Below are 14,110 nucleotides of genomic sequence, written 5' to 3' on the forward strand. Positions count from 1 at the left end.
GCCGATAAAGTTTCGCTATGGCAACTAAGTTGACTATAGCACATAATTATTGGCAACACCTTACCAAACGGCAACTAATTCGACAGATTACGCAGTTTTACACCGCAAAACGTGTCTTCACAGCCGCACATCATGCCGGATTGGCGCTTATTTCGTCAATTTTGCCGCCGTCGTAAACGCCGGCCGGATATCGTTCGGCACCGACTTCATCCTGTCGAGCGCCTTCTGGACGTCCGGGCGGATCACGACATACTGCTTCATCAGCGCCTGGGCGCGCGCGTAGTCGCCAGTCGCCTCGATGGTCAGGAACTCGCGGTCGAGGTCGGCCACTGCATCCTTGATCTTGTCGAAATCGACCGAGAAGCTGCCGTCGCCGTGGGAGACGAAGCCGCCCTTGTCGAGCAGGTAGTTGACCTGGATCGCCATGCCGCGCGCGTGCGAATCGGTCAGGCCGAAGTGCAGGGTGCGGAAGCTCGATGCCAGGAAGGTGTTGTACAGCTTGCGCTCGGCGCCGGCGCCCTGCCCCAGCGAGGACTTCAGCTGGCCCTTGTCCATCATGTAGCGCAGCGCCCACAGGCCGGTCACGTCGGCCTTGGCTTCCTCGATGGTCGAGTAGGCGTCCTTCAGGTCCTGGCGCGGGGTCGAGGGCTTGCCGCCCTGGGTGGTCGCGTGCGGGCCCAGGCCGTGCATGATCTCGTGCGCCAGGATGTGGGTGAAGAAGGAATCGAAGTCGAGGTCCTTCTGGTCGCCTGGTCTCAGCACCAGCCTGGTGATCGGCTTCAGGGTGGCCTCGAACTTCGCTTCCTGCACGTTCTTCAGCATCACGCGCTTGGAGCCGCGCTTGCTGATGATGCGCTCGTCGTTCGGCAGGTTGTAGGCGGCGGTCTGCACGCCCATGTTGCCGTCGCCGGCGCCGTAGACCTGGTTCACGACCACCATCGGCGCGATCGCGCCGACCTTCGGATTGCGGTACTTCGGATCGATCGGCAGGTTGTTTTCCAGCTCCTGCATGTGCTTGCCGAAGAAGTTCAGCTTCTCGGTCTCCTTCGCGTCGCGCACGTTCACATAGGCTTCGAAGGCGGCCTTGTAGCCGAACAGCTCGTCGTTATAGGTTTCGTAGGGCCCGATGGTGACGTCGACCGGCGAGTCCAGGTCCATCCAGGCGAAGTCCGAGGCCAGGTAGTCGTTCGACAGGAAGGCGTCGGCGCGCAGGTCCAGGAATTTCTTGAGCGAGGCATTGTCGGTGGCCTTGGCCGCGTCCTTCAGCAGCCTGGACAGCTTCTGCAGCTCGGTCGCGTATTCGTCCGAATACTTCACGATGGCGTAGCGCTTGGCGCCGCTGCCGTCCTTCGTGTTGCGGATCACCGTGAAGAACCACTGCGCCTGCTCCTTGTCCTGCGGCGACAGGGAATTCATCCAGGTCTCGAGATCCTGCTTGCTCGCCCCTTCCGGATAGAAGTTGGCGCCCAGCGGTTTTTCAAGCGGGACCTGGATCCCGGCATAGTCGGCCGGCATGAAGGAGCGGTTGCCGTCGATGATCGACCACGGCCCCTTGTTCAGCCAGAAGTAGTCGCGGCGCGCCTTGCCGAGCGGCGTCGTGTCCTTCTGCAGCGCGGCCCACAGCGCTTCGTTGCCGGACCAGCGCTGGCGCAGCTGCAGGGTGTCGACGATCTTCGCGGCCTCGATCAGCTTTCCGATGGCGACGCGGTCGCCCTGCGAGAGCTTGCTGGTGTCGGCCGTCAGGTCGACCGGCGCGAAGCGTTTCTCCATCGTGGTCAGCTGGGCCACGGTGGCCGGCGCGGGGGCGTCGGCGGCGAGGGCCGATGCCGACATGGCGCCGGCGGCCAGCAGGGCGGCGGCGAGCGGGGTGAGCAGTTTCTTCATGGTGTCTCCTGGTCTCCGTATTGTTGTCGTCGGCGATTGTAATCCAGCGCCAGGGCTACTCGGCGTCCGGCAGTTTCAGGCGCTTGAGGTGGAAGTCGTATTCGTACAGCTCGCCGTAGCGCCCCCATTCGACCGCGATGCCCAGCGTGCGGCGGGCGCGGTTTTCCTTCATGCCCTCCTCCAGCAGTTCGATGAAGGGTTCTTCCGACAGCGTGCCGCCGGCGCTTTCCGCCAGCGCGCTGCGGATCCGCGCCACCAGCGGCACGTTCTCCAGCACCTGGCGGCCGAAGATCTCCTGGCGCTCGGCCTGTTCCGCGCCGGCATAGCGCCGGCCCAGGTGGGTCAGCATGATGTCGCCGCTTTCCACATGGGCAAGGCCCAGCATCGCCAGCGCCTCGAAGGTCGGGAACAGTTCTTCGTCGGACAGCTCGGCCTCTTCGGCGAGGTGCGGCAGGTCGGCGCGGCCGTCGAAAGGCGGCTCGGCGACCAGCTCCAGCACCGCCTCGATGCGGCTGACGTCGGTGTCGGGCAAGGCGAAATCCGGCTGCCGCGCCGGCGCGCCGACGACCAGCGGCGCGGGCGCGCGGCGCATCGTCATCAACCCGTAGACCTCGTCGATCAGGGCCCGCACGCGCGGGCTGTCGGCGTCGCGCGGACGCGCCTGGTCGACCCGGACTTCGCTGACGATGCGCCCGGGATCGCTGGACAGGATGATGATCCGGTCGGCCATCATCACCGCCTCTTCGATATTGTGCGAGACGACCACGATGCCCCGGGTCGGGATCTGGCTGCTCTCCCACAGTTGCAGGATGTCGTCGCGCAGGGTTTCGCCGGTCAGCACGTCGAGCGCGGAAAACGCTTCGTCCATCAGCAGGACGTCGGGATTGGTCACCAGCGCGCGGGCGATGCCGACGCGCTGGCGCATGCCGCCCGACAGCTCGCGCGGCAGGGCGCCGCCGAAGCCGGCCAGGCCGATCAGTTCGAGCACGGCGTCGGCGCGGCGCTCGCGTTCGAGCGGCGCGACGCCCTGCGCCTCCAATCCGAGCTCGACGTTCTGCTGCACCGTCAGCCAGGGAAACAGGGCGAAGGACTGGAACACCATCGCCACGCCCGGCGCCGGGCCGGCGATCGGGCGTCCACGGTAGCTGGCGCTGCCGCCGTCCGCCGGCACCAGGCCGGCCATGATGCGCAGCAGGGTCGACTTGCCGGAGCCGGACTTGCCGAGCAGCGCGACGATCTCGCCCTTGCGCAGCGTGAAGTCGACGCCGTCGAGGATGCGGCGCGGCGCACCGTCGGCGCTGGTGAAGGATTTGCCCACGGAGGCCAGTTGGATCAGGGTATCTTGTGTCATCTTGTTTCCTTCGTCAGGCGCGCGCATTTAAGCTCGATTGTCTGCCAGTAGATAAAGCTTGCGCCAGAAAAACCGGTTCAGCAGCATCACGAAGATGCACATGATGCCGATGCCGAGCGCGATCCGGTGGAAGTCGCCGGCATCGGTCATCTGCTTGATGTAGCTGCCCAGGCCCTGCGCCGCCAGGGTGGTCTTGCCCCAGGTGACGTATTCGGCCACGATGCTGGCGTTCCACGAACCGCCGCTGGCCGTGATCGCCCCGGTCAGGTAGGCCGGGAACACCGCCGGCAGGTACACCCGCTTCCACTTCAGCCAGCCCTTCAGGCCGAGGTTGTCGGCGGCCAGCCGCAGCTCGTTCGGGATGGTCGATGCGCCCGCCACCACGTTGAACAGGATGTACCACTGGGTGCCGAACACCATCAGGGGGCTGAGCCAGATGTCCGGGTTCAGGTGGAAGCGCACCATCAGGAACACGACCAGCGGGAACAGCAGGTTGACCGGGAAGGCCGCCAGGAATTGCGCCACCGCCTGCACCCGCTGGGAGTAGCGCGGGCGCAGCCCGATCCATACCGCCACCGGCACCCAGAGCAGGGAGGCCAGCGCGATCAGCAGCATCACCCGCAGCAGGGTCGCCAGGCCCAGCAGGACGACATGGCCGGCTTCGCGCAGGCCGACTTCGCTGTGCACGTACAAGGCCAGCTTCAGCGTGGCGGCCAGCACCAGCACCGGCAAGCCGATGTCCCACAGGCGCGGCAGGACCTGCGTCCAGCGCCCCGCCGGCCGCGCCGACGGCGCCGCGTCCGCCGTGCCGAACCAGCCCAGCGTGATGCGCATCAATGCCCAGAAGCGGTCGGCCAGCCGGCTGACCCAGCGGCTGCGCCGGCCCCAGTCCAGCAGCCAGGAGCGCTGCGCGGTCTCGCCCTGCGACTCCTCGAAGCGGAACTTGTCCGCCCAGGCCAGCAAGGGCCGGAAGAACAGCTGGTCGTACATGACGATGCCGGCCAACATCGCCAGGATCGCCCAGGCCACGGCGCGCCCGTCCTCGCGTTCGATGGCGACGGCGATGAAGGCGCCGATGCCGGGCAGCTTGATGTCCTGGCCGGCCACCGAGATCGCTTCCGCGGCGACCAGGAAGAACCAGCCGCCCGACATCGACATCATCATGTTCCACAGCAGCGCCGGCGTCGCGTAGGGAAGCTCCAGGCGCCAGAAGCGCTGCCAGCCGGACAGGGAGAACACGCGCGCCGCCTCGCTCAGTTCGTCGGGCACCGTGCGCATCGACTGGTACAGGCTGAACGCCATGTTCCAGGCCTGCGAGGTGAAGATCGCGAAGATGGCGGCGCATTCCACGCCCAGCAGGCTGCCCGGGAACAGCGCGATGAAGGGCGCGATCGCGATCGCCTGGAAGCCCAGGATCGGCACCGACTGCAGGATGTCGAGCAGCGGGATCAGCACCTTCTCGGCGGCGCGGTACTTGGCGGCGACGGCCGCGAACACGAAGCTGAACAGCAGCGAGCAGCCGAGCGCGACGAACATGCGCAGGATGGTGCGCAGCAGGTAATACGGGAGCGCGGCGGCCTCCAGCGAGATCGGGGTCGGCTGGCCCAGCACGAAGGGGCGCGCCATCTGCATCGCGCCATACGCGGCGGCGGCGATGACCGCCAGCACCAGCGGCAGCAGCAGCCAGTCCCAGCGGTTGAATCCGCGCCCGCCGCGGTCGGCGACCGGCTTGCGGCCATTGAAGAATTCAAACATCCACTTTCCTTGCAGACAAGGTAAAACCGTCGTTACGATGCGCCGGCGCCGGACTGCGGGGCAGCCCGGCCACACGCGCGAATGCGCTTGTTGCTGGAATGTGAATGCTCCGGTGCGACCGGAACAGAAAAGATACCATCATCCTGGCAGATGACGGCAGGAGACGGGAAGCCTGCGTTATCTTGCCGAGGACGCACCAGAAGTGATCTGGCGACAACTACCGCTCGAACAAGTGCCCATGAATGGACCCAAAAAATGAAAACAGAGCGAGTGTAATTGCCTGCTGATCAGGGCGTCAACCTCGGCGGCGACTTGTACTCGGCAAGTGTCGAAAAACTTTACATTAACAAACCGTAACTTGTAAAACCCAGTCACAAAGTGTTGATATTACTAAATGTTTTCCTTTTGGCATGATTATTGCTGATATCAGTTACATTTGCACAAAAGGAACATAATGAAAAATACCTGGAAAATAATCGCTGCGACAATCGCACTGGTGGGCAATCACGCCATGGCAGCTCCGGTCACGCTCGCGTTTTCCGGAACATTGAATTATACCGATGCCGACACCAAGCAAATTATTTACAAGGATGCGGCTTTCGCAGGATCGGTGACATACGATCTGGCCGGCCGGCCTGCCCAGATCTACAACAATAGCGCTACGGGCGGCGCCTCCTTGAAAGACATTGGCGGATGCGATGGATGGGTGGATGGCGTTTGCAGCTACCAATACGGGACATCGAATCCTGTCATCAGCCGGTTCACGGTCACCGGCGCGTTTGGAACGATCACGATCCAGCCTGACCTTGGCGGTGCCAAGACCAGTTCGTCGATCGTAAGGAATGTCGACTATTCTGCTCACACGCAAGAGGCCTCGTACAGGCTTACGAACGAGAACTATGCGGAAACGAACGGCGGCTGGGATTACACCCAGCGTTATACCGATGCCTACCTTTATCTTGCCGGCAACGAAGGCCTGTTCACCAATTTCCAGGATCTGGCGGAAGCCGGCAACTTCAACAAGCTGACCGGCGCCGATTTCAGCCTTGAAAACTATTCCGACACATCCGTGGGCGGAAACGTCCTTGGCGCCGGATACAGTCTTTTCGGGTCCATCACCGAAATGCATCTTGCAAGTGCTACCCAGGATCTCCCGGAACCGGCATCGCTCGCGATCCTTGGCCTGGGGCTTGTCGGCATCGGCGCTGCCCGCCGCCGCAAGTAATCGCGACGTCGCTGTCCTTATCGCGCTTTTGCGCCATCCAGCACCGGGCCGGTGTACTTCATCAGCAGCCCTTTCGGACCGACCGCCCAGCCGCTGGCCGGCCCGGCAAAGCCGACCGTGTTCACCGGCGTCCGGTCGAGCACGGTCCAGCTCCGGCCGGCGTCGAGCGAGTAGCCGGAACCGGCCAGGCCCGCCGCGACCAGCGCGCGCGGGGCGCCCGGCACCGGCGTCACCACCGACATGTAGCCGGCCGGCTGCACGGGCGCGGGGATCCAGGTGGCGCCGCCGTCTTCCGAGCGCGCGCCGTTGATGCCGGCCATCTGCGTTTCCTTGTAGTCGCCGCCGGCGGCAAAGCCCTCTTTCGGGTTCAGGAAGGCGACCGAGAACACGCCGCGCGCCGCCGCGCCGGCCGGGATCGGCGTCGGAGCCGGGCGCCAGGTCTTGCCGCCATCGAGCGAGTGGAACACGCGCGAGCGCGCGCTGCCGCCGGTGGCGATCCAGGCGTCGTTCGCCCCTGCCACGGCCAGGCAGGTGCCGCTGGCGGCGAAGGCGCCTTCGTTGGGCATCGCTTCGAGGCCTTTGGCGGCGACTTCCTGCCAGCTCGCGCCGCCGTCATGCGTGGTGTAGACCTGGAAGTGGCCCGCCACCGGGTCGCCGAACAGGATGCCGTGCTCCTTGTCCCAGAAGGCCATCGCGTCCCAGAAGCCTTCCGGCACCTGGTTGGTGAGCATCAGCTTCCAGCTCGCGCCGCCGTCTTCGGTACGGTAGATGCGCGAGGCCGCGCCCGGGCCCGCGCCCATCGCGATGGCGGTGTCCGCATCGATTGCGTGGATGTCGCGGAAGTCGATGCTGTCGGCACCGGGCACCTGCATCGCCTGCCAGTGCGCGCCGTCGGCCGTGCGCAGCACCGTGCCCCTGGCGCCGCTGGCCCAGGCGATCTTGTCGCTGACGACGGACAGGCCACGCAGTTCGGCGCTGGTCCCGCTCGGCGTGGCTTGCCAGGATTGGGCGCAGGCGGCGGTGGAAGTCAGCAGTGCGGCGATCAGGACGGAGCGTGCGAACATGGTGGCGGCCTTCGAAGTGGGGTTGCGCCCATTATAATGAGCTCTTTCCCCGCAATCCGAAATGAACACCATGGACACCCTGACCTACGAAGCCTTCCTCGACGAAGTCACCACCCTGCTCACCGAGATATACGACATGGAGGACGACGCCGCCATCAAGCTGGTGATGCAGGCCCAGGACGCCGAGTACTTCGTCATCCACGACGACAAGCCCGAACTGCGCACGCTGGAGCAGGCCAGGAAGGACGCGGTGGCCTTGTACAAGGCCAAGCAGAACCGCGTGGAAACGCAGCAGAAGCAGCAGCGGGCCCAGCACCAGAAGGGCGGGCCCAAGAAACGCTAGTTACCAGCCCTGGCAATCGTCGCCACCGGCTCTCCCTGCTTCCACCCTCCCCCCAGCGCCCGCGCCACCGACACCGCCGCCAGCAGGCGCTGGGTACGGATCTGCGCCGCGGCGCGGTCCGCCGCCAGCGTGCTGCGCTGGGCGTCGGTGACGTCCAGGTAGGTCGAGACGCCGCGCTCGTACCTGGCCTGCGCCACCAGCAGCGCGCGGCTCGCCGCCTGCTGGGCCTGGGCCTGCACCTCGCCCTGCTGCTGGCGCTCCTGCACGTCGGACAGCGCATCTTCCACTTCGCGCAATGCGGTCAGCAGGCGCGCTTCGTGATTCGCCACCGCCTCGTCGTAGCGGGCCTGGGCCAGTTTCAGGTTGGCGCGGTTGCGGCCGGCGTCGAACACCGGCAGCGACAAGGCCAGCGGGCCGATCGAAAACTGGCGCGCGCTGCCCTGGGCCAGGTTGCGCAGGCTTTCCGAGGCATAGCCGTAATTGCCGGTCAGGGAAAGCGAAGGATAGAAGGCGCCTTCGGCCACGCCGACCTGGGCGTTGAAGGCCTTCAGCGTGGCCACGCTCGACGCCAGGTCCGGGCGCTGGCCCAGCAGGCTGGCCGGCAGGCCGACCGGAATGCCCGGCGGCTCGGGTAAAGCCTTGTCCTGCGATGCCGCGCCCTGGCCCGCTGCGATCAGCGGTTCGCTCGGCGACGCGCCCACCAGCACGGCCAGCGCATGCTCCAGCGTGTTGCGCTGGCGCTGGGCTTCGTGCAGGTCGGCCTCGGCGTTGGCGCGCTCGATGCGGGTGCGCGAGACGTCCAGTTCGTTGGACAGGCCGGCATTGAAACGCGCCTCGATCAGCTGCTGGGATTCGCGGCGGGTCGCCAGCGCATTGCGCAGGATCGCCAGCTCGGCGTCCAGGCCGCGCAGCTGCCAGTAGGCGGTGGCCACCTGGCTCGACAGCATCAGCAGGACCGCGTCGCGGTCGTCCTGGGCCGCCAGGGCCTGGGCGTCCGACGCTTCGACCACGCGGCGCACGCGGCCCCACAGGTCCAGCTCCCACGAAAAGCCGACCCCGGCCTGGTAGTTGTTACCCTCGATCGAACGATGACCGAGCGCCAGGCCCTGCGAGCTCTCGGCCGAGGTGCGCGAGTTCGACACGCCGGCCTGCACGTTCACCTGCGGCAGCTGGCCGGCCCGCACCACGCCCAGCTGGGCCTGCGCCTGCACCAGGCGCTGCGCGGCGGCGCGCACGTTGGGGTTGTCGTGCAGCGCACGGCTTTCGAGCGACGACAGGGTCTGGTCGCCGAACACGGTCCACCAGTCGGCCGGCAGGCGCGCGCTCTGGTCCGGCTGGGCGCCGGCCTGGCCGGCTGGCGCGTGGCGGTAGGCCGGGGTCACGGCGCTTTGCGGCGCCTTGAAGTCGGGGCCGACGGTGCCGCAGGCGCTCAAGGCCGCGGCGACGGCCGCGGCGAGGACGGTTTTGATGACAGGCTTGAACATAATCGTTTTCATTAAAGTTATCCTCAACCGTCGCCCCCGCGAAGGCGGGGGGCCAAGTTTGTGCGAATAGTGCAAACGCTAGCGGTGCGCCACGAACTTGGATCCCCGCCTGCGCGGGGACGACGTGCAAATAAATTCCGCGTGACCTTATTCAGTGGCCCCCGCCGCTCGCCCCGCCCGGCGACTTGACCTTGTCCGCGAACCACAGCGGAATGATCGCGCCCAGCAGGATGACGCCGACGAGGAAGAAGCCGTCGTTGTAGGCCATCACGAAAGACTCGCGCCGCACGATGCGGTCGATCGCCCCGATCGCCTGGTTGGCCGCGGTCGCCGGATCGATGCCGCGGGCGATGAAGGCCTGGGTCAGCTGGTCCAGGCGCAGCTGCGTGGCGCTGGACGCCAGCGACACCGATTCGCCCAGGCGCGCGGAGTGGAAGTGCTCGCGGTTGGTCAGCGCCGTCGCCAGCAGCGCGATGCCGACCGAGCCGCCCAGGTTGCGGGTCATGTTGAACAGGCTCGAGGCCGACGGCATGTCCTTCGGCGTCACGCCGTTCATCGCGAAGTTCGACAGGGTCAGCATCACGAAGGGCTGGCCGATCGCGCGGATGATCTGCGACACCATCAGCTGGTCGTAGCCGGTCGACGCATCCATGTAGGCGTTCATCAGGCAGGAAATGCCGAACAGCGCCAGGCCGAACATGCACATGATGCGGTTGTCGATCTTCTGCGACAGGCGCGCCACGAAGGGCATCACGAACAGCTGCGGCAGGCCCATCCAGGCGATCACTTCGCCGATCTGCATCGGCGAATAGCCGGCGATCTGGCCCAGGAACAGCGGCAGCAGGTAGGACGATCCATACAGGCCCATCCCGATCACCGCCGAGAGCATGGTCGCCACCAGGAAGTTACGCTGGCCGTAGAGCTGCAGGTTCACGAACGGCTCCTTGCGCCAGAAGCCGATCACGACCCAGCCGAGGATGCCGATCAGCGCCATCGCGGCGAAGATGACGATGAAGCTCGACTCGAACCAGTCCTTCGAGTTGCCCTCTTCCAGGAAGATGGTCAGGCTGGCCAGGCCGACCGCCATGAAGGCGATGCCCAGCCAGTCGGCCTTCAGCAGGGCCTGCAGGTTCTTCGGCTCCTTGTCGATGCCCCAGTACATGCCGGCGATCAGCAGCACGCCCGGCACCCAGTTGATGTAGAAGATCGAAGGCCAGCCGTACAGTTCCGTCAGGTAGCCGCCCAGGGTCGGGCCCATGGCCGGGGCCAGGGTCGCGGTCAGGCCGAACATCGCCATGCCGACCGCGCGCTTGGCAGGCGGCAGGCGGGTCATCACGAGGGTCATCGCCATCGGGATCAGCGCGCCGCCCGTGAAGCCCTGCAGCATGCGGAACACGATCATGCTCTGCAGGTTCCAGGCCGTGCCGCACAGGGTCGAGAACAGCAGGAAGAAGGCGGTGGTCCCCATCAGGTAGCGGCGCTGGCCGAAGGCGCGCACGAACAGCGCGGTCATCGGGATGACGACGATCTCGGCGCACAGGTAGGCGGTCGAGATCCACGAGCCTTCTTCCTGCGTCGCCGACAGCGTGCCGAGGATGTCCCGCAGCGAGGAGTTGGTGATCTGGATGTCGAGCACCGCCATGAAGGCGCCGAGCATGCCGGCGAACACCGCGATCCAGGTGCGGGCGTCGATGCGCGCACCGTTGGCCGGCGGCGCCATCATCTGGGTGGAACTCGTCATGACGGTCCTTTAGTGTTTCTGGCGCAGGTCGATCTCGACCACGGTCGACATGCCCGGCACCAGGCGGCCCGCGTACTTCTTCAGGTCTTCCGGCTTGAAGGTGATCTTGACCGGCACGCGCTGGACGATCTTGGTGAAGTTGCCGGTCGCGTTATCGGCCGGCAGCAGCGCGAACTGGTTGCCCGAGGCCGGCGAGAAGCTGTCCACGCGGCCGACCAGCTCCTTGTCCTTCAGGGCGTCGACTTCGATCCTGACTTCCTGGCCCGGCGCCAGGCCCGGCAGCTGGGTTTCCTTGAAGTTGGCGGTCACCCAGACGTCGTCCTGCACGATCGCGGCCAGCTGCTGGCCCGGCTGGATGCGGGCGCCGACTTCGACGCTGCGCTTGCCGATGCGGCCGCCGACCGGCGCCACGATCTGGTTGTAGCCAAGCTGCTGCTGGGCGTCCTTGAGCTGGGCCTGCAGCACCTTGACCTGGGCCTTCAGCACCTCGCGCGCCGAGGCGGCGGCGGCGATCTGGGCCTTGGCCGCATTCGCGTTGTCGCGGCGCGCGGTGACGTCGGCGGTCGCGCCGGCGCGGGCCGCGGTGGCGGCGTCGACCTCGGCCTTCGAGACGGCCTTCATGTTGGTGTTGTAGAGCTGGCCGTAGCGCTCGGCGTCCTGCTTCGCGCGCACCAGGTTGGCCTGGGCCTGCACCACCTGGGCGCCGGCGGCCGAGGCCTGGGCCCTGGCCTGCTCGACCGAGGCGTCGGCCTGCACGATCTGCTGCTGCACGCTGGCGATCTGGGCCTGGATCTGCTCGACCTTCACGCCCTGGTCGGCCGGATCCAGCTCGGCCAGCACGTCGCCGGCCTTCACCAGCTGGTTGTCGTCGAACAGGACCTTGGTCACCACGCCCGGGATGCGCGCCGATACCGGATGCACGTGGCCGGTAATATAGGCGTTTTCGGTCTCGACGAAGTTGCTGCTGCGGTACCACATGCGCCCGCCCGCAACGATGGCGGCCAGCGCGATCAGGCCGACCACGATCAGCACGCGCTTCGGCGGTCCCTTGCCGGCATTGGCGGGGGCGCCAGGGGTGCCTGCGGCCGGCGCTGCCGGCGGGACAGCTGCGGACGGTTTCTCGACCGTGGTTTGCGAATCTGCCATGAATACGACTCCGAAGAAAAAATGAAATGGGTTCATCGCATTATTCGACAAAGCCTTCGCGAAGGCAAGAAATGAAACGGTTGCATTTCATTTTTCCCTGCGCTACAGTGTCGGCATGGACAAACCACTGCAAGACCCCGTCGATACTGCCTGCAAGGCGGCCGGCCGGCCCAAGGCCGCCGATGTCGAGGCGCGCCTGCAGGAGCTGCTGCAGACTGCCGGCGCCCTCTTCCTCAAGAACGGCTATACCAAGACCAGCCTGGAATCGATCGCCCGCGCCGCCCACGTGGCGGTACGCACCATCTACGTGAAGTTCGGCGGCAAGGCCGGGCTGCTGCACGCGGTGCTGGCGGCCAAGCGCGACCGCTTCTTCCGCAGCCAGCCGATGCAGACCGACACCCGTCCGCTGAAGGTCATCGTGGACGAGTTCGCGCGCAATATGTACGAACTGCTGACCTCCCAGGAAGCGGTCGACATGCAGCGCATCGTGATGGCCGAGGCGCCGACCAATCCGGAACTGGCGGAAGCCTTCTGGAACGGCGGCCCGCGCCAGACCCGCGAAATGCTGCGCCAGTTCTTCGCGCGCCCGGACATCCGCGCCCAGTTGCGCGAGGACCTCGAGCTCGACCTCTTGCCCGGCCACCTGATGACCTGCATCGCCGGCGACCAGCTGTGCCGCTTTGTCTTCCCGCCGGAAAAGCTCCCGCCGGAACAGGCGCTGCGCGAGCTCGAGCGCCGCATGGACCTGTTCTACCGCGCCATCCTGGACAAACCTTGAGCGCCCGGGTCAATGTGCGGCATCGCACTGACCTTTGACGCCCCTTGCGGCATCCTGAAGCCCTTCAGAAGGAGGATGTCATGGACACGAAAAATACAAAGACGGCAGTTCGCCGCAAGGGGGTAGCATGAGCAAGTCGTCCCGTTACGAATGGCGAGACCAGCAGGCGGCGCTGCAGGAGCGCATGAAGGGTTTCCTGGCGAATCCGAACAGTGAGCAGATGGAAGCCGTGGTCGCCGAGATGCGCGCCTACGCCGACGCCGCCCAGGCCGGCCACATCGAGATCCCGCAACGCTGGACCAGTTACAACTGAGGCTGAGCATTGCTGCCGACATGCCGTCCGCTTCGCCGGGCGGCATTTTTTTTGCCCAACTTAAGCGCTACGCGCTCAAGCTTGAGCGTCTGACAAAGCCTTCAGGGCAAGGCGCACCGTCGAAGACAGTAGGCCAGTACGGCGAGACGGTGCAACGCCGCCATGAGGGCTTTGTCAGGCGCTCATGGCGGGCTGCTGTACGAATTAGCTGGCGCCCTCTCCCCCGGCATCTAGAATGAAATGTGCACCACGTTTCTTGTCCCGGGAGGAGATGCCATGTTCCGCAAATGTCTGGCCGAATTCATCGGCACGTTCTGGCTCGTGCTCGGCGGTTGTGGCAGCGCCGTGCTGGCCGCCAGGTTCCCCGAAGTCGGCATCGGCCTGGCCGGGGTCGCGCTGGCCTTCGGGCTCACCGTGCTGACCGCCGCCTATGCGCTCGGCCCGATCTCCGGCGGCCATTTCAATCCGGCCGTGACGGTCGGCCTGTGGGCCGGCGGACGCTTCCCCGCCCGCCAGATCGGCCCGTATATCGTCGTGCAGGTGGCGGGGGCGATCGTCGCTTCCGCGGTGCTGTACGCGATCGCCAGCGGCAAGCCGGGTTTCGACGCGGCCGCCGGCTTTGCCGCCAACGGCTATGGCGATCACTCGCCGGGCAACTACACGCTCGCCTCCGCCCTGATCACCGAGCTGGTCATGACCTTCATGTTCGTGCTGGTCATTCTCGGCGCCACCCACACGCGGGCGCCGGTGGGCTTCGCCGGCCTGGCGATCGGCCTGGCGCTGACTCTTGTCCACCTGATCAGCATTCCCGTCACCAACACCTCGGTGAACCCGGCGCGCAGCACCGGCCCCGCCCTGTTCGCGGGCGCATGGGCGCTGCAGCAGCTCTGGCTGTTCTGGCTGGCGCCGCTCGCGGGCGGTGCGCTGGCGGGTGTGCTGCACCGGACCGTGCTGGAACGCGAAGCGGTGGAACCGGCCATCGAAGGCCGGCCCGAAGGAGGATGGCGCCCGGTTCACCACTGATGC

At 66.2% G+C, this 14,110-nt stretch carries 12 protein-coding genes; 5 read left to right on the plus strand and 7 right to left on the minus strand.

The window, feature by feature from the left end; translation table 11 throughout:
* Positions 1–147 precede the first annotated feature (147 nt).
* Genes AM586_RS10315 through AM586_RS10325 form a run of 3 tightly spaced genes read right to left on the minus strand, consistent with a single transcriptional unit; the run spans position 148 to position 4,990 of the window.
* Positions 148–1,884, minus strand: a complete 1,737-nt coding sequence (locus tag AM586_RS10315) for a DNA mismatch repair protein MutT (RefSeq protein ID WP_047824775.1) — start codon at positions 1,882–1,884, stop codon at positions 148–150.
* Between the two features lie 55 nt (positions 1,885–1,939).
* Positions 1,940–3,235, minus strand: coding sequence for a nitrate/sulfonate/bicarbonate ABC transporter ATP-binding protein (locus tag AM586_RS10320; RefSeq protein ID WP_047824817.1), 1,296 nt, complete (start codon positions 3,233–3,235; stop codon positions 1,940–1,942).
* Between the two features lie 27 nt (positions 3,236–3,262).
* The gene (locus tag AM586_RS10325) at positions 3,263–4,990 is read right to left on the minus strand and encodes an ABC transporter permease subunit (RefSeq protein ID WP_082439743.1); all 1,728 of its coding nucleotides are present in this window, start codon (positions 4,988–4,990) and stop codon (positions 3,263–3,265) included.
* 454 nt (positions 4,991–5,444) lie between these two features.
* Between AM586_RS10325 and AM586_RS10330 the strand changes: the two genes are divergently transcribed.
* Positions 5,445–6,215 carry a PEP-CTERM sorting domain-containing protein gene (locus AM586_RS10330; protein WP_047824774.1) on the plus strand — a complete coding sequence of 257 codons (771 nt, stop codon included), beginning with the start codon at positions 5,445–5,447 and terminating at the stop codon, positions 6,213–6,215.
* 17 nt (positions 6,216–6,232) lie between these two features.
* Here AM586_RS10330 and AM586_RS10335 read toward each other — a convergent pair whose 3' ends face one another.
* Positions 6,233–7,279 (minus strand): hypothetical protein, encoded by a 1,047-nt coding sequence (locus tag AM586_RS10335; RefSeq protein WP_047824773.1) that lies wholly within the window; start codon positions 7,277–7,279, stop codon positions 6,233–6,235.
* A 70-nt stretch (positions 7,280–7,349) separates the two neighbouring features.
* Here AM586_RS10335 and AM586_RS10340 point away from each other — a divergent pair, with 70 nt between their 5' ends.
* Positions 7,350–7,622, plus strand: a complete 273-nt coding sequence (locus tag AM586_RS10340; protein ID WP_307164101.1) for a hypothetical protein — start codon at positions 7,350–7,352, stop codon at positions 7,620–7,622.
* Here AM586_RS10340 and AM586_RS10345 read toward each other — a convergent pair.
* The 3 genes from AM586_RS10345 to AM586_RS10355 all read right to left on the minus strand — a co-directional run bounded on the left by AM586_RS10345 (position 7,619) and on the right by AM586_RS10355 (position 11,993).
* On the minus strand, positions 7,619–9,118 hold the full coding sequence (locus AM586_RS10345; RefSeq protein ID WP_373887931.1) for an efflux transporter outer membrane subunit: 1,500 nt from the start codon (positions 9,116–9,118) through the stop codon (positions 7,619–7,621). The two genes, AM586_RS10340 and AM586_RS10345, sit on opposite strands and share 4 nt — an antisense overlap.
* A gap of 139 nt (positions 9,119–9,257) precedes the next feature.
* Positions 9,258–10,847 (minus strand): DHA2 family efflux MFS transporter permease subunit, encoded by a 1,590-nt coding sequence (locus AM586_RS10350; RefSeq protein WP_047824771.1) that lies wholly within the window; start codon positions 10,845–10,847, stop codon positions 9,258–9,260.
* 9 nt (positions 10,848–10,856) lie between these two features.
* Complete coding sequence (locus AM586_RS10355) at positions 10,857–11,993, minus strand: HlyD family secretion protein (protein ID WP_047824770.1); 1,137 nt, start codon at positions 11,991–11,993, stop codon at positions 10,857–10,859.
* A gap of 115 nt (positions 11,994–12,108) precedes the next feature.
* Here AM586_RS10355 and AM586_RS10360 point away from each other — a divergent pair, with 115 nt between their 5' ends.
* From AM586_RS10360 to aqpZ, 3 genes are all read left to right on the plus strand, one after another.
* A complete protein-coding gene (locus AM586_RS10360; protein WP_052233660.1) occupies positions 12,109–12,771 on the plus strand; it encodes a TetR/AcrR family transcriptional regulator in 663 nt (220 codons plus the stop codon).
* 127 nt (positions 12,772–12,898) lie between these two features.
* Positions 12,899–13,084: a hypothetical protein gene (locus tag AM586_RS10365; RefSeq protein ID WP_047824769.1), complete on the plus strand. Its 186-nt coding sequence runs from the start codon at positions 12,899–12,901 to the stop codon at positions 13,082–13,084.
* Between the two features lie 276 nt (positions 13,085–13,360).
* Positions 13,361–14,107, plus strand: a complete 747-nt coding sequence (gene aqpZ, locus AM586_RS10370; RefSeq protein WP_047824768.1) for an aquaporin Z — start codon at positions 13,361–13,363, stop codon at positions 14,105–14,107.
* The last annotated feature ends 3 nt before the right edge of the window (positions 14,108–14,110 follow it).

Source organism: Massilia sp. WG5 (genome assembly GCF_001412595.2).
Taxonomy (GTDB): Bacteria; Pseudomonadota; Gammaproteobacteria; order Burkholderiales; family Burkholderiaceae_D; genus Telluria.

Bases quoted from the DNA above. Each gene is read 5' to 3' on its own strand.
- AM586_RS10355 (WP_047824770.1), bottom strand. From the start codon at position 11,993: ATGGCAGATTCGCAAACCACGGTCGAGAAACCGTCCGCAGCTGTCCCG.
- AM586_RS10335 (WP_047824773.1), bottom strand. From the start codon at position 7,279: ATGTTCGCACGCTCCGTCCTGATCGCCGCACTGCTGACTTCCACCGCC.
- AM586_RS10360 (WP_052233660.1), top strand. From the start codon at position 12,109: ATGGACAAACCACTGCAAGACCCCGTCGATACTGCCTGCAAGGCGGCC.
- aqpZ (WP_047824768.1), top strand. From the start codon at position 13,361: ATGTTCCGCAAATGTCTGGCCGAATTCATCGGCACGTTCTGGCTCGTG.
- AM586_RS10365 (WP_047824769.1), top strand. From the start codon at position 12,899: ATGAGCAAGTCGTCCCGTTACGAATGGCGAGACCAGCAGGCGGCGCTG.
- AM586_RS10345 (WP_373887931.1), bottom strand. From the start codon at position 9,118: ATGAAAACGATTATGTTCAAGCCTGTCATCAAAACCGTCCTCGCCGCG.
- AM586_RS10340 (WP_307164101.1), top strand. From the start codon at position 7,350: ATGGACACCCTGACCTACGAAGCCTTCCTCGACGAAGTCACCACCCTG.
- AM586_RS10350 (WP_047824771.1), bottom strand. From the start codon at position 10,847: ATGACGAGTTCCACCCAGATGATGGCGCCGCCGGCCAACGGTGCGCGC.
- AM586_RS10325 (WP_082439743.1), bottom strand. From the start codon at position 4,990: ATGTTTGAATTCTTCAATGGCCGCAAGCCGGTCGCCGACCGCGGCGGG.
- AM586_RS10320 (WP_047824817.1), bottom strand. From the start codon at position 3,235: ATGACACAAGATACCCTGATCCAACTGGCCTCCGTGGGCAAATCCTTC.
- AM586_RS10315 (WP_047824775.1), bottom strand. From the start codon at position 1,884: ATGAAGAAACTGCTCACCCCGCTCGCCGCCGCCCTGCTGGCCGCCGGC.
- AM586_RS10330 (WP_047824774.1), top strand. From the start codon at position 5,445: ATGAAAAATACCTGGAAAATAATCGCTGCGACAATCGCACTGGTGGGC.